17 protein-coding genes, 1 rRNA gene and 2 pseudogenes are annotated in these 20,641 nt (G+C 39.6%); 5 read left to right on the forward strand and 15 right to left on the reverse strand.

Annotated features, from left to right (window positions below; genetic code table 11):
* Positions 1-179: 179 nt before the first annotated feature.
* Both C1A09_RS07030 and C1A09_RS07035 read right to left on the reverse strand, forming a co-directional pair.
* Positions 180-1,082, reverse strand: a complete 903-nt coding sequence (locus C1A09_RS07030) for a Dam family site-specific DNA-(adenine-N6)-methyltransferase (protein WP_101542938.1) — start codon at positions 1,080-1,082, stop codon at positions 180-182.
* A 68-nt stretch (positions 1,083-1,150) separates the two neighbouring features.
* Positions 1,151-1,357, reverse strand: a complete 207-nt coding sequence (locus C1A09_RS07035) for a helix-turn-helix domain-containing protein (protein WP_101542939.1) — start codon at positions 1,355-1,357, stop codon at positions 1,151-1,153.
* Positions 1,358-1,799: 442 nt separating this feature from the next.
* On the opposite strand from C1A09_RS07035, the gene C1A09_RS07040 reads away from it, so the two are divergent.
* Positions 1,800-3,092 (forward strand): S28 family serine protease, encoded by a 1,293-nt coding sequence (locus C1A09_RS07040; RefSeq protein WP_101542940.1) that lies wholly within the window; start codon positions 1,800-1,802, stop codon positions 3,090-3,092.
* An 80-nt stretch (positions 3,093-3,172) separates the two neighbouring features.
* Here C1A09_RS07040 and C1A09_RS07045 read toward each other — a convergent pair whose 3' ends face one another.
* A complete protein-coding gene (locus C1A09_RS07045; protein ID WP_101542941.1) occupies positions 3,173-4,516 on the reverse strand; it encodes a threonine/serine exporter family protein in 1,344 nt (447 codons plus the stop codon).
* 125 nt (positions 4,517-4,641) lie between these two features.
* Here C1A09_RS07045 and C1A09_RS07050 point away from each other — a divergent pair, with 125 nt between their 5' ends.
* The 3 genes and pseudogenes from C1A09_RS07050 (at position 4,642) to C1A09_RS07060 (ending at position 6,184) form a co-directional block, all read left to right on the forward strand.
* Positions 4,642-5,016 carry a threonine/serine exporter family protein gene (locus C1A09_RS07050; protein ID WP_233519913.1) on the forward strand — a complete coding sequence of 125 codons (375 nt, stop codon included), beginning with the start codon at positions 4,642-4,644 and terminating at the stop codon, positions 5,014-5,016.
* Positions 4,992-5,363 (forward strand): annotated as a pseudogene (locus C1A09_RS07055) (threonine/serine exporter family protein); the annotation flags it as partial. The gene C1A09_RS07050 and the pseudogene C1A09_RS07055, both read left to right, overlap by 25 nt.
* 98 nt (positions 5,364-5,461) lie before the next feature.
* Positions 5,462-6,184, forward strand: a complete 723-nt coding sequence (locus C1A09_RS07060; protein ID WP_101542943.1) for a DUF6064 family protein — start codon at positions 5,462-5,464, stop codon at positions 6,182-6,184.
* 15 nt (positions 6,185-6,199) lie between these two features.
* Here C1A09_RS07060 and gpmA read toward each other — a convergent pair whose 3' ends face one another.
* Positions 6,200-6,943 (reverse strand): 2,3-diphosphoglycerate-dependent phosphoglycerate mutase, encoded by a 744-nt coding sequence (gene gpmA / locus C1A09_RS07065; protein ID WP_101542944.1) that lies wholly within the window; start codon positions 6,941-6,943, stop codon positions 6,200-6,202.
* A 41-nt stretch (positions 6,944-6,984) separates the two neighbouring features.
* Positions 6,985-7,275, reverse strand: a complete 291-nt coding sequence (locus tag C1A09_RS07070; RefSeq protein ID WP_101542945.1) for a molecular chaperone DnaJ — start codon at positions 7,273-7,275, stop codon at positions 6,985-6,987.
* Between the two features lie 256 nt (positions 7,276-7,531).
* On the opposite strand from C1A09_RS07070, the pseudogene C1A09_RS07075 reads away from it, so the two are divergent.
* Positions 7,532-7,963 (forward strand): annotated as a pseudogene (locus C1A09_RS07075) (flavodoxin domain-containing protein); the annotation flags it as partial.
* A 117-nt stretch (positions 7,964-8,080) separates the two neighbouring features.
* Here the strand turns inward: C1A09_RS07075 and C1A09_RS07080 are convergent.
* The 10 genes from C1A09_RS07080 to rrf all read right to left on the reverse strand — a co-directional run bounded on the left by C1A09_RS07080 (position 8,081) and on the right by rrf (position 20,623).
* Positions 8,081-10,645, reverse strand: coding sequence for a glycosyltransferase family 1 protein (locus C1A09_RS07080; protein ID WP_101542946.1), 2,565 nt, complete (start codon positions 10,643-10,645; stop codon positions 8,081-8,083).
* A 33-nt stretch (positions 10,646-10,678) separates the two neighbouring features.
* Entirely contained in the window at positions 10,679-12,343 is a 1,665-nt protein-coding gene (locus C1A09_RS07085) for a glycogen/starch synthase (RefSeq protein WP_101542947.1), read from the reverse strand.
* 276 nt (positions 12,344-12,619) lie between these two features.
* Entirely contained in the window at positions 12,620-13,039 is a 420-nt protein-coding gene (locus C1A09_RS07095) for an ATP synthase subunit C-like protein (RefSeq protein ID WP_013547582.1), read from the reverse strand.
* A gap of 27 nt (positions 13,040-13,066) precedes the next feature.
* Positions 13,067-14,896, reverse strand: coding sequence for a V-type ATP synthase subunit I (locus tag C1A09_RS07100; protein ID WP_101542949.1), 1,830 nt, complete (start codon positions 14,894-14,896; stop codon positions 13,067-13,069).
* Positions 14,893-15,498 carry a V-type ATP synthase subunit D gene (locus tag C1A09_RS07105; protein WP_101542950.1) on the reverse strand — a complete coding sequence of 202 codons (606 nt, stop codon included), beginning with the start codon at positions 15,496-15,498 and terminating at the stop codon, positions 14,893-14,895. The genes C1A09_RS07100 and C1A09_RS07105 overlap by 4 nt, the downstream gene beginning before the upstream one ends.
* A gap of 21 nt (positions 15,499-15,519) precedes the next feature.
* A complete protein-coding gene (locus tag C1A09_RS07110) occupies positions 15,520-16,845 on the reverse strand; it encodes a V-type ATP synthase subunit B (protein WP_101542951.1) in 1,326 nt (441 codons plus the stop codon).
* 53 nt (positions 16,846-16,898) lie between these two features.
* Entirely contained in the window at positions 16,899-18,653 is a 1,755-nt protein-coding gene (locus tag C1A09_RS07115) for a V-type ATP synthase subunit A (RefSeq protein ID WP_101542952.1), read from the reverse strand.
* 18 nt (positions 18,654-18,671) lie between these two features.
* A complete protein-coding gene (locus tag C1A09_RS07120; RefSeq protein ID WP_101542953.1) occupies positions 18,672-19,511 on the reverse strand; it encodes a DUF2764 family protein in 840 nt (279 codons plus the stop codon).
* 13 nt (positions 19,512-19,524) lie between these two features.
* Positions 19,525-20,115 (reverse strand): hypothetical protein, encoded by a 591-nt coding sequence (locus C1A09_RS07125; RefSeq protein ID WP_101542954.1) that lies wholly within the window; start codon positions 20,113-20,115, stop codon positions 19,525-19,527.
* A gap of 397 nt (positions 20,116-20,512) precedes the next feature.
* A 5S ribosomal RNA gene (rrf, locus tag C1A09_RS07130) occupies positions 20,513-20,623 on the reverse strand.
* Positions 20,624-20,641: the final 18 nt, after the last annotated feature.

A 20,641-nucleotide genomic window follows, 5' to 3' on the forward strand; every position in this document is an offset into this window, starting at 1 on the left:
TAACAAGATTTACACCACGTTCCCTAACGTCTCTAGCCGCTCTTGGGGCATGTTTATATCCGTAATTCTTCTCAAGCTCTTCGGTAGTAATGAAGCTGTGTTTTAGAATATGTGAATTACAGTAGCTGGACGTTTGTCTGTAATTGCGTTGAGTTTATCAAGTATGTCTTTTGGATATTTCATAATGCGAATATTAATTGTTCTTGTACTTTTGGTTGTGCCACATTCTGGAGATTTGGACTTAGATACAAAGCCTCATAAGTAACTTCTTTTTTCCCTAATAACAGAGCTTGACTGGAAAGACCAGCGTTAAGCATTACCTTTCTAAGCCCAAGTTCATTCGGCAAATCGTTACCATATTGCTTATCTCCACAACTTCCATCATAACTGATGATATAATCTATGCCTCTTCTGTTGAGATCTTCTAAGCTTTCTACGAATTCATCGAAGTTTATGCCTGAAAAATATCGGCTATCTCTAGTAGCACAAACACCTTGGTACGGGGGATCCATATAAACAATATCACCAGGATTAGTCATTTGTAACACTTCTCTATAATCTATTGAAGAAAATTCAGTTCTATTCTTTAAATAATTCGAAATACGAAAAATATTCCTCGCAAGATTAGTAGGTGACGTTCCTTTTCTTCTTTTGTCAGGAGATTGGTTAAATTGCCCATTGTTACCATATCGAACAGAGCCTTTTACACATCGTGCCAATAAGTATAACATGTTGGCTGCGCATTGGTTGCCATTATTAAAATCATCACGAACTTTATAATAGTGTGCAACACCACCTTCCTCATAAGTTAATTGCTCACTCCAAACCCGTGTATAATCATCAAGTAAGCGTTGGGGGTTGTTTATAACTTCCTCCAACACACTTACAAGAGGTGTATTGAGATCGTTGAGACGATATGATTGGGCTTTATTCAGTCTAGATACGGCAATAGTTATAGCCGCCATTCCAGCGAAAGGCTCAATCAAGCGGTTAAACCGTTGCGGGAAATATGGCAAGATTTGTGGTGCAAGATTTCTCTTCGAACCTTGATATTGAACTATATGCGGAACAGTACCATTCATTGTTTTTATTTGTATGGAAAAAGTTCATTTATTTGAAGACGAAGATCTTCCAAAGAAAAAGTCATAATTTACTCTTGATTGGAAGGTGTCAATAAATCACGCCTATCAACCTCAAGTAGAGTTGCTATTTTGTCAAGAGTATTCAAATCAGGCTGAACACTGTTATTACACCATTTACTAACAGTACAAGCAGACTTGCCTACTTGTTCTGCTAACCACTTGCTGGTTTTGTCCTGCTCTGCAAGAACTGCTTTTAAACGATTTAATTTAGCCATGTTATTCAACAAAGATAAAGTTTGGCGCAAAGCGTAAAGATATTAGAATTATATGACATAGACGAATCAAATCTTCAAAAAGTTACAGACTTGCTTATGGTTTCTATGAAATCAGGGTGATTTATCCAGAAGAGTCCTTTTAGGGTACACAAAACGGTGAGGAACGGTACAATCTTTTTCCGTGATCTGATTTTTTTTGCGTGAGTTGTCAGCAACTTACTATGTCTTAAAGATTTGTTTCGCTATTCGTATCCATTTCACACCCTTTCGGGCATGGTTACGAACAAGAAACGTAGCGGTGTCTTGATTTGGCTTCGGCAGTGCTTTTTATGGCTTCATGAATATCGGCAGCTCAATCAAACCCCTTGTAAATCAATTCTATCACTATGTCTTTCCGTGTTTCACTTTTTTGTCGTACCTTTGTCCAATAAACTACGAAACCATGAAAAAACTACGCAATTATCATGCAACATTTTTGCTGTTATTTCTATGTGTAACAGTTTCACTGTCGGCACAAAACAATTTACTACAAAAACTCAATAAGGTTTCCGCTATTACAGAAGTTAAACAGTTAGAAACGACTGTATTCCCGGAAAAGTATGTAACCTATTTTACTCAACCACTGGATCATCGCCATCCCGAAAAAGGGAGCTTTCGCCAACGTATCATTGTTTCTCATGTCGGTTATGACCGACCGACAGTACTTGTCACCGAAGGTTATGGAGCTACATATGCTCTCAATCCCCAATACCGTGAAGAACTATCAAAATTGCTTAATGCCAATATGATATTCGTAGAGTATCGCTATTTTCTCGAATCGACTCCCGACCCCAAAGACTGGCAATATCTGACGGCTGAGAATTCTGCTGACGACCTACATGCCATTACCACAACTTTTAAGAATATTTATTCGGGTAAATGGATTGCAACCGGTATCAGTAAAGGAGGTCAGACTACCCTGCTTTATCGTACATTCTATCCGGATGATGTAGATATCTCCGTACCCTACGTGGCTCCGCTCTGCTATGCTGCAGAAGACGGACGCCATGAACCTTTCCTCCGGAGAGTTTCTACAGCCGAAGACCGCAAGAAAGTTAAAGATTTTCAACTGGAAACATTAAAACGAAAAGCAACGTTATTGCCTGTATTTGAGAAGTATTGCCAAGATAAAGGCTATAACTTCCGTGTACCTATTGAAGAAATTTACGATTATTCGGTATTGGAATATTCTTTCGCTTTTTGGCAATGGGGCACTCCCATCAGCTATATTCCGCCAGTTACGGCTTCAGATGAAAAAATCCTTGCTCATTTGCTATCCATCAGTGAACCTTCCTATTTTACTTCTAACAGTGGTGAAACTTCATTCTTCGTACAGGCTGCACGCGAACTCGGATACTATGGTTACGATATCCATCCCTTCAAGAAATATCTATCCATCAAGTCCAGTAAAGGCTATTTGCACCGTATGATGTTGCCTGAGGAGTTAAAAGACATGAGTTTCGACAAGACATTGAGCAGAAAAATTAAGAAATATCTAAAGGAGAATGACCCTAAAATGATTTTTATCTACGGAGAAAATGACCCTTGGACAGCTGCAGGAGTAACCTGGCTGAAAGAGAAAAAGAATATCCACGTATTCATACAACCCGGAGGAAGCCATAGGGCACGTATCAATACGTTACCCGAAGCAGAAAAGGAACAAGTAATAACATTAATAAAAGAGTGGATGCACTGATAAAATCCATATTACATATAAAGAAAAAGAGACTGCGATATCACAGTCTCTTTTATAAAATATATTCCCGAAATAAGAATTTACCATTCCAAAAACTTACCTCTTTCCCTACGTTTCTGCAATTCTTCCTCCAGAAAACGCTGGCGGTCTTTAGCTATATAACGACGGGCAAAAATATTAGGCACCGCCACCCCCAATGCAATACAAAGAATTATCAACGAAGCATTGATACCATTGGATACGGCTACCGTTACTTCACCAACCACTCCATGCATATTGATAAGGGCAAAAAGAGCACGATACATCAACACGCCTGGAATCATCGGTATAACGGAAGGAATAGTCAACACGTGATTGGGGACATGAAACCAATGAACGGCCTTCACTGCCACAAGACTCACCACCATAGCCCCTATAAAGGAGCCAATGACCGGTCCCATACCCAACTCAAAATTGACAAAATTACGTGTACATACAGCAAGAATTCCTCCTACTGCAACCACCCACAACAGACGACGCTGAATATTGAATATCATAGAAAAACCAATAGCAGAAATAGCTGCAGCAATCGCATATATATAATAAGAGTCATGGGGAACCATACTTAGTTCACTAAATTTCTTATCAATAACCACGTCTTCTATAGTCAATAAGCGTATAGCCATTACAATACCGAAAGCCATGGCACACACCATCAATACCGTATTGACTGCACGTACAATACCCACTTGTATGTAATTATCGATCATATCATCTACAAAATTGATAATGGGTACACCCGGTACAATAAACAATGCACAAGCCAACAATGGATGATAGGGAGTAGCTGAAAGACCGGAAAAAAAAGTGACATAAGCCAGGCAGGTAGACACCAATGCTGCAATAGCAATACTCATATAAAGGTTTATCCCAAACTCTACGCAACGTGCACGAACGCGAAAACCGGCAAAAGCCGCAACAGAAGCAAACAAAAAAGCAATCCAATCACTACCGAACAACTTACAGAAACCGCCACAAGCAAATCCCGCACCAATAGCCACTAGACAAGGAGCATAGTTGCGCTTTTTATTCTTTATTTTTTCCAGTTCTTCCTCATACCGATCAAGCGAATAGTCTTCCTCAATGGCTTTCCAAGAAAGTTTACTGATCTCAGAAATAGCAGTCATATTGATACCATGTTTCTCGCACTTCTGGAATTTGGAATAAGAATGAGATTCATCACTTAGATTTACCACCAGCATTGTATAGGACACATCAATATGAAGATTTTCTTCGGGAAGCCCCAAATAAGCAGCTACACGGTTCATATTCCGTACTATACGGTTGGTATCGGCTGCACTCTCTACCAATAATTTTCCTGTACGAAGTAATAAATCAAGTTTTCTACGCAGGATGATTTCTTGTTCTGTCATTGTATTATCCATCAAACTATAGGCTTATAATTATCAATTTTATTTTTTTAAGGGGGTGCAAAGATAGGCAAAATATAGAAAAGAATTTCATATCTCAATAGAAACCTATACCTTTGCGCGCACTTTAAAAAAGAACAATGAACTCCTCTAGAGAACTAAAAGATATTGCACGTTTTCTCCAAGAGTATGCCAACCGCTTGATGGGTTCGGGTGTACATACTTCACGCGTAGTACGAAATACCCGCCGTATAGGTCAGTCATTGGATGTGGACGTTAAAATAAGCCTTTTTCAGAAAACGATGGTCATAAGTGTATGTGATAATAAAACACAAGAAGTCTACAATGAAGTTACTATTATTCCTGCTTTCCCTATCAGTTTCGAACTGAATGCGGAACTCAGCGCACTGAGTTGGGAGGCCTACGATGACCGCCTTTCTCTGGAAACGTTGTGGGAAAAGTATAAACAGATTATTTCTCGTCCGAAAATGGATCCACTTTGCGTTTCTGCCTGATGAATTATCTGGAAATAGACATTGCTACCGCCTCACTTTTTGCATCGTTCAGTATCGGGATGGGCAGCTTGATACTTGGTAAACGTATTCATTGCCCTATGACGGTACTTTATATTCCTGCATTACTGCCAATGATACCTGGTATGTATGCTTACAAAATCGTCTTCTCGTTGATAATGTTCATGCAAAACCTGAAAGTACCCGAGTTACAACAGAAATACATAATGGACTTATGTACAAATACACTTGTAACCAGCAGCGTAATCTTTATGCTGGCTGTAGGAGCAACCATACCATTGTTCTTATTTATTAATAGAGCGTTTTCAATGACAAGACATAAGAAATAATTTTCAGTATAGTCAAAACTTCTTTTGATATACTCAAAAAAAATTTTTGATATACTAAAAAAAACTTTTTAATATACTCAAAACTGAATAATAATATAATGGAAATCTTTTGGAATACAATTGCACAATACAATGAAGCTACCTGGTGGGTACAACTGGTTATTACTTTAGCAGGGATCATATTAACCCTGTTGCTTTACAGGAGACCCAGCCGATGGATAAAACGTTCTATGAAAATTTATATGGTATTTCTGAACGGATGGATCTCCATAGTGTACTATATGATGTATTGTGATACACGTAGTTATAACTATATTCTTGCTATCTTCTGGGGTGTAATTGCACTGATATGGTTATGGGATTTAATTGCCGATTATACTCCATTCGAACGTAATCCTAAATATAAAGTATTAGTAGGGATACTTTATGCAATGCCTTTTCTATATCCATTACTTTCGTATGCACGTGGAATGGAATTCCCCATGATAACTACGATGGTGATGCCTTGCTCAGTGGCAGTATTTACAATAGGCTTATTATTGGCATTCTCGCATAAAGTGAATTTACTCGTTATCCTTTTCTTATGTCATTGGGCACTCATTGCTTTCTCAAAAGTATATGTCTACAAAATACCTGAAGACCTTCTGTTGGCAAGTGCCACTGTACCCGCCATTTATCTGTTCTTCAAAAATTATGTAGACCAGAATTTGCACAAAGAAACCAAACCAAGCGCACGTTTCATGAACTGGTTTCTGGTCATTATTTGCATTATTATCGGAATTTTCCTAAGTATTACTCTCTTCCATGAATTAGGCAAATAATAAAAGTTCCGATCATTACTTTTTACCTTGATTGGCTACCGTTTCCATCAGTTTTTTGATTTCTTCAGGATTGCCCAGAAAATAATCATTTGCTAAGTTCAACTCATCGTCAAATTCAAAGACGTAAGGTACTGCTGTAGGTAAATTTAGATATACTATTTCCTCATCGGACAAACGTTTCAAATGCTTGATGATACCACGCAAGCTATTACCATGAGCCACTACCAGTAATTCATCGGCAGTTTTCAAATTAGGGAAGATAATACATTTCCAGTAAGGCATGATGCGCTCAATCGTTTCTTTCAAAGACTCTGTACGTGGGAGTTCAATATCAGGCACTTCCTGATAACGATCTTCAAAACGTGGATTACGAGAATCATCCTCTGCCAGTGTCTGTGGAGCGATGGCATAACTACGACGCCATATTAATACTTGTTCATTACCATACTTAGCTGCAGTTTCCGCTTTATTCAAACCTTGTAACTGTCCATAATGTTTCTCATTCAATCGCCAGGATTTTTCTACTGGTATCCAGTCCTGGTCAAGACGATCCAATACACAATTCAGCGTTTTAACGGCACGTTTCAAATATGAGGTATAGGCTTTATTAAAGTGAAAACCTTTTTCTTTCAGAAGTTCACCAGCCTTCAATGCCTCAGTAATACCTTTTTCCGTTAAATCAACATCCGTCCAACCGGTAAAACGATTTTCTTTATTCCATATACTCTCGCCATGGCGAAGTAAAACAATCTTTTTCATATCAAATAAATCTCCTTCCTATTTCTATAAGGAACACTTATCTATCTCTGCTTGTTCACATAAAGACGAACTACGTATACCAGTAATATCAATACCGATATCCATATCATACTGATAATTAGCAAATAACGATTGTACATGTACTCACCATCCTGCGGAACACGATTGAATACACAAAGTACACAGTTACAGGTAGTATCCTGTGGATCGTGTGAAAGTACTGAAAAGATAAGGACGGAAAAACCTATGATAAACATTATTAAAGCTCCCCATATCAACCACTTACCATACGACATAGAATACGTGGAAACCAAATGAATAATCTTAACCATAGTTTGCAGTTTTATTAATATACTACAAAATTCTCTCATTTTTAATAGATTAACAATACCTACTTTACATCAAAAATACTTTCACTACCACCACATATAGGTAGTGACACTTTTTTTTCGTTAAGCTGGTTAACCCCAAATAGGGAACAATACTCTAATAAAAGCCTTACAAATAGGTACTTCATCAGTACCGATAAAACCTTTACTTTGAATTACAATGAAAAGATAGATTTTTTTATGGTTCCAGTACAGGAACGAGGATTTGGCTTACCAGATAGCTGAAAAGATGAATGTTCTCCAATCTAATGTATAAACTAAATATCAACTTAGTGAGAGAATATGATTTTATTGATTCCAGGTACTTCTACCTGGGGTAACGGGGAACTACAAGACGATTGATATGAGGGCATAAAGGTACTAAAATCCGCCGATCTATTCTTAAAAAATATAGCCTTGTTCGGTTGTGGTGATTCCGAATCTTGTTGTGACACTTTCTGTGATGATATCGGTATCCTCTATGAGAGTCTGAAAAATGCCGGATGGACATTCTTTTTCCTCTTCCATTGCTGTGGTAAACGGTACATTTGTGGGGCTTATCCTTGATGAAGTAAACCAAAACGACAAGACTACCGAACGTATCAATGTATGGACAGCCGAACTCAAAAGCAGAATTCAATTATTAGTATAAAAAAAACAGACTATCTGTTTCGAGTAAACAGATAGTCTGTTTTATCTTAAACACATAATACGTTTATAGTGAACAGATTATTCTCCATATACACATCATCTGTCTTTTATTATTCAATTAGTTGAACCAGCGAACATAGCAGAAATCCTGACGGTGAGGCAGATCGCTATTCTTCGGGAACATACGGTAGGCCAACTTGAAACTACCTGCATTTTCCATTTTATGCTTAACTTGGAAAGTATAAAGGTTACCCTCTTTCTTCACTACATCAAACGGCTCTACCGAATAAACATGTTGCTTACCGTCTTGAGCAGTATATGTAGATACCAATTCCAAACCGACAGCATCATTCAACCCCTTCTCATCGATTACGTAAGTAATGGTATATTCTTTACCACTTTCGATAGCACCTGCTGCCATCTCTTCAGATACATTACTAGACACCACTTCAATACTGTCCCATTTTGATGCAACTTCTTCTTTCCATGCAGCAATTTCTTTAGCTTTAGAATAATTGTTGGCAGCCAGAGCATGGAAACGTTTTGCTTCCTTCGTATAGAACTTGTTGAAATAATCGTCTAATTGACGCTTCATTGTATAATGAGGCGCTATCTGTGCGATGGAATTCTTGATAGTTCTCACCCAACCTTCAGAATATCCCTTCTTATTACGTGCATAATACAACGGCAGAATTTCCTGTTCGAGAATGCTGTAAATAGTAGCAGCATCAAGTTGATCTTGGTGTTCTTGATTCTGGTAAGTACGTTTATCCGTCAATGCCCAACCAGCACCTTCACGATAGCCTTCCAACCACCAACCATCAAGTACTGAGAAATTTACAACACCGTTCATCAGTGCTTTCTCACCGGATGTACCGGATGCTTCGAGTGGACGAGTCGGAGTATTCAACCAGATATCAACACCTGATACTAGACGACGAGCCAACTGCATATCATAGTTTTCCAAGAAAATGATCTTACCCAAAAATTCAGGACGACGTGAAATTTCAATAATTCTCTTAATTAATCCCTGCCCTGCACCATCGTGCGGATGAGCCTTACCAGTAAATAGGAACTGTACTGGGTAATCTGGATTATTCACAATCTTGGATAAACGATCCAAGTCTGTAAACAGCAAATGTGCACGTTTATAGGTAGCAAAACGGCGTCCGAAACCAATCAATAATGCATTCGGATTAATCTTATCCAACAGAGATACGATGCGTGAAGGATCACCCTGATTTTTCAACCAAGTTTCACGATATTGTTTACGAACATGGTCTATCAATTTGTTCTTCAAGGTCATACGAGTCTTCCAAATTTCCTCATCGGATACGTTATAGATAGCTTCCCAAATCTTAGGATTGGATTGATCGTACCAGAAATTCTCATCAAAATGTGCGGCATAAAGATGCTTCCATTCGGTTGCACTCCATGTGGGGAAATGTACACCATTAGTTACATAACCTACATGACTTTCTTCGGGAAAGTATCCTTTCCATATAGAAGAAAACATTTCTTGAGACACTTTTCCGTGTAACCAACTTACACCGTTCACTTCCTGAGAAGTATTACAAGCAAAAACTGACATGCAGAAACGCTCCCCCTTGTCTCCCGGATTGTTACGACCGAGATCCATCAAATCATCCCAAGTCAGACCCATTTTAGAAGGATATCCACCCATATATTTACCGAAGAGACCTTCATCAAAATAATCGTGACCAGCAGGAACCGGAGTATGGACTGTATAAAGAGAAGAAGCACGTACCAACTCGATAGCCTGATCGTAAGTCAACCCTTCAGCTACATAATCGCAGATACGCTGTACATTAATCAAGGCTGCATGTCCTTCATTACAATGATAAACATCTTTCTTGATACCCAGTTTCTTCAATGTCAAAATACCACCTATACCAAGCAGAATTTCCTGTTTCAAACGGTTTTCCCAATCACCACCATAAAGTTGATGAGTGATAGAACGATCGAACTCACTATTCATTTCGTTATCCGTATCAAGCAAATATAGAGAGACACGACCTACATTTACTCTCCATACGTATGCATGTACATAATAATCAAGATAAGGAACATCAACCACTACTTGGTTACCGTTCTCATCCAATACACGATCGATAGGCAACTGTCCAAAATTCTGAGCCTCATAGTTGGCAATCTGTTGCCCGTCCATAGACAAAGTCTGAGTAAAATAGCCATAACGATACAAGAAACCGACTGCACACAAATCAACGTTACTATCGGAAGCTTCTTTCAGATAGTCACCGGCAAGTACACCAAGACCGCCTGAATATATTTTAAGCACATGTGTTAAACCATATTCCATACTGAAATATGCTACAGAAGGACGCTTGCTGTCAGGAGTCACGTCCATATATGTACGGAACTTAGAATATACGTCATCCATTCTACGCAGAATAACTTTATCATTTGCCAAAGCTTCAAGCTTAGCATAACTCATACGTTCCAACAGAAGTACAGGATTTTGTCCTACTTCTTTCCATAGAGCAGGGTCAAGGTCTCTGAACAGTTCAGTGGCTTCGTAATTCCATGCCCACCAAATATTACGTGCCAGTTCAGACAGTTTCTCCAATTCGGCGGGAACGTGAGATTTTACGTTCACATCTTTCCAGTTAGGAGTGTTTACATTACTAACTTTAATCTTCATTGTATGATTACTTGATTGATTAATAATTCTTTGTTAACCTAATTGACGCTTCATGGCATTGCGCAAGGCAACATCGTAAGCTTCATAATAATATTGAATAAAATGTTTCCACAACGCTTGTTCGGCCACCATACCGGCACGCTTACGAATTTCCTTGATTTCAGCTTCTGTTTTCATGGAAAACAGGGCGATAGTATCTTTGATACCATCTGCCACTTCGGAATAGTTATAGTCCGAACGACGCAGTACTTCTACCCCATCTTCAATACCATGCTGGTTCTTCAAGCTATTTACCCAAAGTCCAAATCCAGCAAGATTAGTTGTAATGGTAGGTACATGGAAAGCTACACTTTCTAATGGGGTATATCCCCATGGTTCGTAATAAGAGGGATAGACACTAAGATCTTCTCCTAAAATGAGATCATAATAACTTTTGTTGAGAATACCGTCTTTCCCATCTAGATAACAAGGTACAAATATCACCTTGACTTTGTCTTCGGGACGATTACTCATACCTAGATACTTCAACATATCCAGCACCTGATCGTGTGTCATATTATGCAGCCAGTGGGTAATAAAAGGTACCTCAAGCGGAGTGGCATATTTTTCTTCTTTCTTTTTCAAGCGTTCCTGCAAATCTTCACGGGGATCTCCTACCCAACTAGGAACACTGACAAAAGCCAGCACCTTCTTTTGTAAATTCTTATCACGATTCAAACGATTCAACGATTCTAAGAATACATCAATACCTTTATTCTTAAATTCATAGCGTCCGCTGGTACCGATAATCAACGTGTCATCTTCCAATTCTTCGCCTAACAAACAGTTGGCTAAATGTAACATTGTAGAACGTGCACGCTTACGTTTACCTGTAAACGTAGAACCTTTCGGTACGAAATCATCTTCAAAACCATTCATTAAAATGACATCAGCGGGTTTCTCAAGCAATTCTTTACACTCGTTATTTGTGATTTCACTTACAGTAGTAAAACAATCCACATAGTGGGCGGTCTGTTTTTCAATGGAATGTTTAGATTCCATATTCAGTTCCTGAGCCATCTGGTCGCCATTATATGCAAATAGATAATCATAAAGCGGCTTGTTATTACCTGCAATGGAACGTCCGATAGATGTAGCGTGTGTAGTGAATATCGTAGCTATTTCTGGAACTGCAGTCTGAAGATAGAGTGCTCCCATACCGGTCATCCACTCATGCGCTTGAAATATAACTTTATCGGTTTCCGTCAAATTGTAACGATAAAAACTCTCAACTACCTTTCCGGCAGCGTAAGAGAACATAGACGCTTCGTCATAATCACCGTATGCATGAAGTGAATCCACCTGATAGTGCTCCCACATCTCAGCATATATTTCGTTTTTCTGTTTGAAAAAAGATTGGAAATCAACCAATATAACGATAGGTTCACCCGGAATATTCCAACGTCCTACCCTAACTGAAAGATTCTCTTTTTTTGCAGCATGTTTTTTCCATGCCGCACAGAGGTTGTCTGACTCAATAAATAAAGGATTCTCTTTTCCTAACCAGAAATCCGGTCCTATGAAAAATACTCTATCATGAAGTTTCATCTGCAAAGTGTTGGCTCTTGTAGACAAAACTGTATAGATACCGCCTACTTTATTACACACTTCCCAGCTTGCTTCAAAGATGTAATCGGGGGTCAGTAGTTCTTTAAGCATATATTTTACAATCTCTTTATCTTAATTACGGTTGCAAAAGTACACATTATTCTTTGAAAAATAGCCTTTTAATCGAAAAAACTGATTAAATATGCATAAACAATCGTTTGCGGAAAAAACTATTACGAGATACCCAAACTACCAATGCTACACCATACATATGATGGAGTGCAACATTGATGACGATGAGGTGTGGTGTCAGAAAAACAAAATCATAACAAAAGCCCTGATGACTTATCAAATCACCAGGGCTTTATCTTTCGTTTTTTTATAAATTTATACCATCAATGCAGCAACTAACGCCAAAATAGCGTAAAACTCTGGAAGAGCAGCATAGATCATCGTATTGGTCTGCACGTCATGCCCTTGAGAGATACCGACGATACCATTAGCGCAAATCTGCCCCTGACGGATAGCGGAAAATAAACATACCAACCCTACACCAAGACCGATACCTAACATCAAAGGACCATCAGTAGCAAAATCTCTACCCATAGACATCAGGAAAGCTACGAAACCATAGAGTCCCTGTGTAGCCGGAAGGGCTGACAAAATCATATAGCTGGCAGATTTGGAAGGATCTTTCTTCAATGCTCCTTCCGCAGCACTACCTGCAATTGTTGTACCAAAGCAACTACCAATTCCTGCAAGAGCCAACATCAGGCCCAAACCGAGATAACCTAAAATTTCATTCATAATGTTTTTAATTTATTTGTTTTTAATTTATTTGTTTTTTACCACAGAAAATGGTTTGTAGGTTTCACCCTTACCGTCATAACCTGAATTTTTAAAATATTCTACAAATGTCAAACGTAACGGATGTACAAACGCACTCAAACAAGACATGGCAATATTCAGCGAGTGTCCGAATATCAATATCAATCCACAGAACAACCAACCAATAGCCGGGCCTACCGCATCGTTCACCATAAAAGCAAGCTGATTAAACACACCACCCAGCATACCACCTGCCAAACCGAGAGCATACAAACGAATATAGGAAAGCACGTCTCCCATCAATCCAGTAGCCATGTTGTAAGTATCCCATACACCAGCACCAATATTTACAAACACATTCCGATGGATGTTATTCAGCAAATAAATACCGATGGCCGCAACACCACCTATCACAATAAATGCCCAAGTAGAAACATCTTCTGAAATAATTTTAAAGAATGACAGTCCTCCGGTACAGATAAATCCAACTACCAACAACAACCATCCCCAGGCACTAAGCGATTCTTTGAAACCATAGCGTACTGTTTGTCCGATAGCTTTCACCGTCATAGCAATAGAGATATGTACCACTCCTATAATCAGCGCCAACAACATTTGTTTATCATAAGTGGTTTCACCAATCTTACCCACAATCATAAATTGCTTCAATTTATCAGGTAATTCCAGATCAAAAAGACTGACACCAAAAAAAGTACCCAATATGGCACCCACAACAGCAGTAAAAATACCTAGCGTAATCACCAGATTCATCATACCTCTCAGTGACTTCGACAGTTTTTTCCTTAAATAGAAACCAAGAACAATCAATACCAAGCCATAACCTGCATCCCCCATACAAAATGCAAAAAACAACGAAAAGAATGGTGCCAGAATAGGAGTCGGGTCGAACTCTGCATAGTCCGGCATACCATACATTTTGGTAAGTACTTCGTACATACGGGTAAATGCATTGTTTTTCAACTTTATAGGAACATTATCTTCACGAGTAGCTTTCCTTATTTCGTAATAGACACCACTCTCATCCAGCAGTTTTTTCACATCCACTTCTTTATCTTCTGGTATCCAACCTTCCAACAAAACAACGGAACCTTCTGCCATTTCTTCACTGTTCAACCTTACTTTAAGTAAATCTATATCGCTTAGGAGTTGCATGTTGCCACTTTCCAATGTACGATAGTTAGCTCTACAAAATTCTTTTAACTCGCCATTTACCCGTACAAGCGCTTCTTCCGTATCAGCTTTCTTACGCTTCAACCCAGATAAACTTAAAGATGGTAATCGAAGTGGTTCGATATCCAGTTCTACCGGTTCGTGAGTAACGGTCACAAAATAAAGATGTCCACCCTTTTCCTTTACAATAACTGCGTTGTATTGTTCTGTCCATTCTTCATTATAATCTCTTTCGGGACACGTATAAAACTGAACATACCAGCCTACATCTTCCAACCTACGTACAGCATCCCAATCAAAATCACCCCAAATTTCCATCTGTGCGATATCCTTATCAATAATCGGTAATTGTTGATTAAGATCCTGGATATGTTCCTGCAAGTCTTCATAGTTTTTTACCAAAACATCAGGCGTCAGTCCGGCATGTATCGTTTCTTCCGGTTGTTTCTCAGCAAGGATATACATGCTCTGGAGCATACTCTTATATAGTGTACGTTTCTGCATAAACTGTTGCAGGGTATCATCCATCTCACCCCATTGTTTTTCCACGATATGCACTACCCCCAATTCCCTGATTTGGTCGAGAAAGTTTTCATATTCCTTATGATATACAAAGAATGTGAGCTTCTTCATTTTTGTAATCATATCTCTGCCTCCTTCCTTTTCTCTTGATGGGACTTCATGATCTTCTGCGATGACTTGGAAAGATTCTCTTCGTCTTCCATAAATCGCTTGATTTTACGCAGAGCATCTTGATAACCCGGAATCTGTACTTTTTCAAAAAGATTCACCTTTTGGGTGGTCTTTTTACGCGCATGTTCCAGCAAATTCAACTTGGCAACGGTAAACTCCCGTTCGATGGCTGTGTGCGCCAAATCTTTAAGCAGATGTAACCCGTCTGCATACCATTTAGGCGCATTGAACAGACTATAGGGGCGTATGTCGAAATCTACATTTTCGAGCAACGGCACCCGTACACCGGCAATCTTCTTCACACCAAGATGAACATCGCTGACCTTTATCAATGAGACGTCAAACTCATTCCAAAGAGCGAACATGGCTTCATAAGCTTGGATTTCTTTTTCCAACCTCGCATCTAGCGCAGCAGCATCGGCTTTACAACGCTTCACTTCCATACGCAGGGCACTCTCCTTATTCTTAATGATAGGAAGTGTACGCACGCGCACCTTCAGTTGCTTTTCCAACTGCTGGAGGGAGGTTTTGTTATATTGAAACTTAATAGCCATTTTATTTACAATTTTACGATTTTAGTTTTCCTTCGGCCAAAATTCGTCTACCAGTTCTTTCTTGATATTCACTTCTTCCGGACGGAAATACTTACCGAACAATCCCCATGCCACATCGAGCATTTCTGTGGTATCGAGATTAACGTCGATAGCCAGCAGTTGGTTGGAGTAATCTTTGGCAAAAGCAAGTGTACGCTCGTCGTAGTTCGTCAAGTCGAAACCGTTTTCAAGTTTAGTTTTTGCATTGGCAGCATCGGCATACAGACGTACAGCAGCATTCATTACCTGCGGATGGTCTTTACGCGTCTTCTTTCCTGTAACGAGCTGTTTCAAACGAGACAAGGAACGGAACGGATCAACAATAACTTTACCGATATCACTATCACGACGGAGGAACAACTGACCTTCTGTAATATAACCTGTATTATCGGGCACAGCATGCGTAATGTCTCCACCCGACAATGTAGTCACTGCAATAATCGTGATGGAGCCACCGCTCGGAAACTGTACAGCCTTCTCGTAAATCTTTGCCAAATCCGAGTAAAGAGAACCCGGCATAGAGTCTTTTGAAGGAATTTGATCCATACGGTTGGATACGATAGCCAAAGCATCGGCATACGAGGTCATATCAGTCAACAACACCAGCACCTTTTCATTATTATTTACTGCAAAATACTCGGCGGCCGTCAATGCCATATCCGGAATCAACAAACGTTCTACCGGAGGATTTTCGGTTGTATTCATGAAGCTGACTATACGATCCAGTGCACCAGCATTGGAGAATACATTTTTGAAGTAAAGGTAATCATCATTTGTCATACCCATACCACCAAGAATAATTTTATCGGTTTCAGCACGCAGAGCAACGTTTGCCATTACCTGGTTAAAAGGCTGGTCAGGATCAGCGAAGAACGGAATTTTCTGTCCTGATACCAACGTATTGTTCAGGTCAATACCTGCAATACCGGTAGCAATCAGCTCCGAAGGCTGTTTACGACGCACCGGGTTCACTGACGGACCACCGATTTCTATTTCTTGTCCCTCAATCTCTGGTCCATCATCAATAGGATCACCGAAAGCATTGAAGAAACGTCCGGCAAGCTGGTCGCTCACCTTAATCGTAGGAGCTTTACCCAAGAACACCACTTCGGCATTAGTGGGGATACCCTCCGTACCTTCAAACACCTGCAGAGTCACATCATCGCCGGCAATCTTCACCACTTGGGCAAGTTTACCGTTTACAGTCGCCAACTCATCATACCCTACCCCGGTTGCCTTCAACGAACACGTGGCTTTCGTAATCTGAGTAATCTTGGTATATATCTTTTGAAATGCTTTTGTTGCCATTTTCTTTAATTACGAATTACTAATTATTAATTACAGTCGAAGTTTCGGACACATCACACTTTGCGTTCTGCTACCAATTCCTGCAACTGCTTATGGAACTTATCATATTCTTCCGACTTGAATTTGGAATAGTTCATCTGCTTACAGATGTTAATCATCTTTTTGAAGTAGTCCATTACTTCATTGAAATTATCAAACTCAAACTCCGTATGACAGATATCAATCACCATATTCAAAATTTCTTCCTGACGTTCCATCGGAGTAACAGCATCAATATCATCAAAAGCATCTTGCTGCAAAATGACGAAATCAATTAATTCTGATTTCCAGAATGTCACGTGATATTCCACGGGGACACCATCATCACCCAAGATATTGATTTGCTCGGCAATCTCTTTACCACGTTGCAAACGTGTCTTGATTTCATTCACCTTACCAATCCATTCACCATTGATACGTTTAGTGATATAATCTTCAAATTCTGGATATTCGATATATTTAGAATAAGAATCAATCGGATTTACGGCAGGATAGCGTTTTTTGTCCGCACGGTCTTGCTCAAGGGCATAGAAACAACGGGCAACCTTTTTTGTATTCTCGGTTACCGGTTCCTTCAAGTTACCACCAGCAGGAGATACCGTACCGATAAAGGTTATAGAACCCGTTTCACCGTTATTTAGTTTCACATACCCAGCACGTCCATAGAAGTTTGAAATAATAGAAGACAAATCCATCGGGAATGCATCAGGACCAGGCAATTCTTCCATACGGTTCGACATTTCACGCAATGCCTGTGCCCAACGTGAAGTTGAGTCAGCCATCAACAAAACTTTCAATCCCATACTACGATAATATTCTGCAATCGTCATTGCCGTATACACAGATGCTTCACGGGCAGCTACCGGCATGTTCGAAGTATTGGCAATAATAATGGTACGCTCCATCAACTTACGTCCTGTATGTGGATCAACCAGTTCGGGGAATTCCGTAAAAATTTCTACAACCTCGTTGGCACGCTCACCACAAGCTGCGATGATTACAATATCTGCTTCCGCCTGTTTGGAGATAGCGTGCTGAAGTACCGTCTTACCAGTACCAAACGGACCGGGGATAAATCCTGTACCACCTTCCACAATTGGATTTACAGTATCAATCACACGCACACCGGTTTCCAACAATTTGAAAGGACGCGGTTTTTCTTTATAATTCGTCATAGCTCGTTTCACAGGCCATTTCTGTATCATATTCACTTTGACGTCATTACCTTTTTCGTCAGTCAGCACGGCAATGGTATCTTCAATACCATAATCACCCTCTTCCACGATAGATTTCACGGTACACACACCTTTCTGTTCAAAAGGTACCATAACTTTCAGAGGCTGGAAGTTTTCATCCACCTGTCCCAACCAAGCAGCAGTTTCCACTTGGTCTCCCACTTTCACCAAAGGTATGAAATGCCACTTACTTTCCTTGTCAAGCGGGTACGTATATTGTCCGCGTTTCAGGAAAACACCATCCATCTTATCGAGGTCATTTTGCAGACCGTCATAATTCTTAGAAAGCATACCCGGACCCAAAGTCACTTCGAGCATGTGTCCGGTAAACTCAGCTTCAGCTCCTACTTTCAGTCCGCGAGTGCTTTCAAACACCTGCACATAGACCTGAGAACCTACCACTTTAATCACCTCCGCCATCAACTTGTCTCCGCCAGTTGAGATATAGCAAATCTCATTCTGCGCTACAGGTCCGTCAACGACGAGGGTCACCATATTGGCTATTACGCCACTAACAGTTCCTTTTGTTGCCATATAATCATGTAATTTATTTTATCTGAATTCTGCGGGTATCTGTACTTCGTCCTTCAATTCAGCAATGATGCTGCGGAACAATTGGCTACCCTTTTCTTTATCCAATATAATCCAACGCTCTATCATTTCCAGCTGAAGCAGGAAGACAAACAGACGCTCTCCGGTAAAATAATCGAAGAAAGTCATTTCTTCCATCCAATTCCAACGGAGTTGGTCAATTTTCTTTTCCCGCTCCACTAGTTCTTCCGTTTCACTGATCTTCACTAACTGCTCCAGACATTCCACCTCACCACTCAAACCGAAGTCACGGGCACCGGACGTACGCAAAGCTTCACAAATTTCCGTATCACCCACTATCAGCGAGGCAATATCCATCTTATATTTCCGGGCAGTAAACGCCACCAACACATTATTTATAATAAGATTAAATCCGAACCACGAAGACACGAACTTGTTTTTGCACTTCATGGCATATGCATAATAAAGTGCCGCAAGACGATCTTCATAAAGAAAATCATTTTCGGCAGGCGTATTGAAATACTCAAAAATGAATGCAGAAAGATAAGAGGGAAACACACGATCAGACAACTCACCACCATCTTTCAGCAGTGAGATGTATTCTGCCAATTCTTCACCAGAGTAATTTCCGCGCAAATCGACAACAGCATCTTTGTCCTTTAATAACTTCAAGACATTGGCATTATCAAACTGAAGAAAAAACAAGTCTACCAGCTTTTTATCTTCTTCCGACAATGATGGATAAAATTCTGTCTTGAAATCAGCTACCGTATAACTTAACTTGCTGTCCTCCAATGTGAGTTCCGGCAAACCAGCTACCACATAATAATATTTACTCATATTCTGTGAGTGTTTAGAACAGCATTTCCACTAATTGCGGACGTAGGAATTCTTTAAAGTAGTTCATAAATTCTTCTTCTCCAAAGTTTACTTTATACGAACCGTCGGCAGGTGAAACAGTAAACAATGTTTTAATACCGTTTACTTGTTCAATCTTCACACCTTCATTCAAAAGATTCTTTGCCTGAGTAGCAAAATATTTTTTCAAACCTTCCGCATCAGAAGTAGAGATAACAATAGGTTCATTCACACTCCATTTACTTGCCAAAGCAACAATAAAGGCATTGAGAAAATCCTTGTTTGCAGCAAACGCTTTTACATCGGCATCCACAATTTTATTCGTCACCATGGTAGCAATTTCAGATTTCAGGGCATTCACAGCCTGACCCGCAAACAATTTTAATTCAGATTTAGTATTTTCTGCCAACTCATCAGCAGATTTACGAGCTGTAGCTACAATAGATTCAGCTTCCTTGTTAGCATCCTCTATAATTTTCTTAGCTTCTTCCTGAGCTTTTGCGATAAGCTTCTGGGCTTCTGTATTTCCTTTTTCTACGCCCTCACGATAGATCTTATCGGTTAGCTCTTGAATTTTGTTTTCCATATTGACAGGAGTTATTACAATGATTTATATTACAATATTTATTTACGTGATTTTTCCGTCTTACATTAGATTCACGCCAAAATTACGAAAAACCATTTGATATTAAAATAGAAAAATGGTAATAAAAACGTTTACTTCCAAAAAAAGACCGTTTTAAACCATTTTCATGTTATAAAGATAACAATAGGATAATAAAAGAAAAAGAAAATTTTGGATAAACCAGGAAAAAGAAGAACTAAAGTAAGTATTTAGAGCAAATTTCCACTAACGTTCCCAACGCCACTTTCCATTTTCTATCTTCCCTTTTCCACCAGTATGCGGAGGGGGGGATGGCGGGCAAGGGACGGACAAGACAAAAAAAAGCCCCCACATCTTTCGACATGGAGGCTTTCCTCTAAAACGGCGACTACCTACTCTCCCACTGTTACGCAGTACCATCGGCGTGACCGGGCTTAACTTCTCTGTTCGGAATGGGAAGAGGTGGAACCCCGGTGCTATAGTCACCTGAATAAGGCAGACATGATGT

Origin of the sequence: Bacteroides cutis (assembly GCF_900241005.1) — a bacterium.
Classification (GTDB): domain Bacteria; phylum Bacteroidota; class Bacteroidia; order Bacteroidales; family Bacteroidaceae; genus Bacteroides; species Bacteroides cutis.

Bases quoted from the DNA above. Each gene is read 5' to 3' on its own strand.
- C1A09_RS07030 (WP_101542938.1), bottom strand. From the start codon at position 1,082: ATGAATGGTACTGTTCCGCATATAGTTCAATATCAAGGTTCGAAGAGA.
- C1A09_RS07035 (WP_101542939.1), bottom strand. From the start codon at position 1,357: ATGGCTAAATTAAATCGTTTAAAAGCAGTTCTTGCAGAGCAGGACAAA.
- C1A09_RS07040 (WP_101542940.1), top strand. From the start codon at position 1,800: ATGAAAAAACTACGCAATTATCATGCAACATTTTTGCTGTTATTTCTA.
- C1A09_RS07045 (WP_101542941.1), bottom strand. From the start codon at position 4,516: ATGGATAATACAATGACAGAACAAGAAATCATCCTGCGTAGAAAACTT.
- C1A09_RS07050 (WP_233519913.1), top strand. From the start codon at position 4,642: ATGAACTCCTCTAGAGAACTAAAAGATATTGCACGTTTTCTCCAAGAG.
- C1A09_RS07060 (WP_101542943.1), top strand. From the start codon at position 5,462: ATGGAAATCTTTTGGAATACAATTGCACAATACAATGAAGCTACCTGG.
- gpmA (WP_101542944.1), bottom strand. From the start codon at position 6,943: ATGAAAAAGATTGTTTTACTTCGCCATGGCGAGAGTATATGGAATAAA.
- C1A09_RS07070 (WP_101542945.1), bottom strand. From the start codon at position 7,275: ATGGTTAAGATTATTCATTTGGTTTCCACGTATTCTATGTCGTATGGT.
- C1A09_RS07080 (WP_101542946.1), bottom strand. From the start codon at position 10,645: ATGAAGATTAAAGTTAGTAATGTAAACACTCCTAACTGGAAAGATGTG.
- C1A09_RS07085 (WP_101542947.1), bottom strand. From the start codon at position 12,343: ATGCTTAAAGAACTACTGACCCCCGATTACATCTTTGAAGCAAGCTGG.
- C1A09_RS07095 (WP_013547582.1), bottom strand. From the start codon at position 13,039: ATGAATGAAATTTTAGGTTATCTCGGTTTGGGCCTGATGTTGGCTCTT.
- C1A09_RS07100 (WP_101542949.1), bottom strand. From the start codon at position 14,896: ATGATTACAAAAATGAAGAAGCTCACATTCTTTGTATATCATAAGGAA.
- C1A09_RS07105 (WP_101542950.1), bottom strand. From the start codon at position 15,498: ATGGCTATTAAGTTTCAATATAACAAAACCTCCCTCCAGCAGTTGGAA.
- C1A09_RS07110 (WP_101542951.1), bottom strand. From the start codon at position 16,845: ATGGCAACAAAAGCATTTCAAAAGATATATACCAAGATTACTCAGATT.
- C1A09_RS07115 (WP_101542952.1), bottom strand. From the start codon at position 18,653: ATGGCAACAAAAGGAACTGTTAGTGGCGTAATAGCCAATATGGTGACC.
- C1A09_RS07120 (WP_101542953.1), bottom strand. From the start codon at position 19,511: ATGAGTAAATATTATTATGTGGTAGCTGGTTTGCCGGAACTCACATTG.
- C1A09_RS07125 (WP_101542954.1), bottom strand. From the start codon at position 20,115: ATGGAAAACAAAATTCAAGAGCTAACCGATAAGATCTATCGTGAGGGC.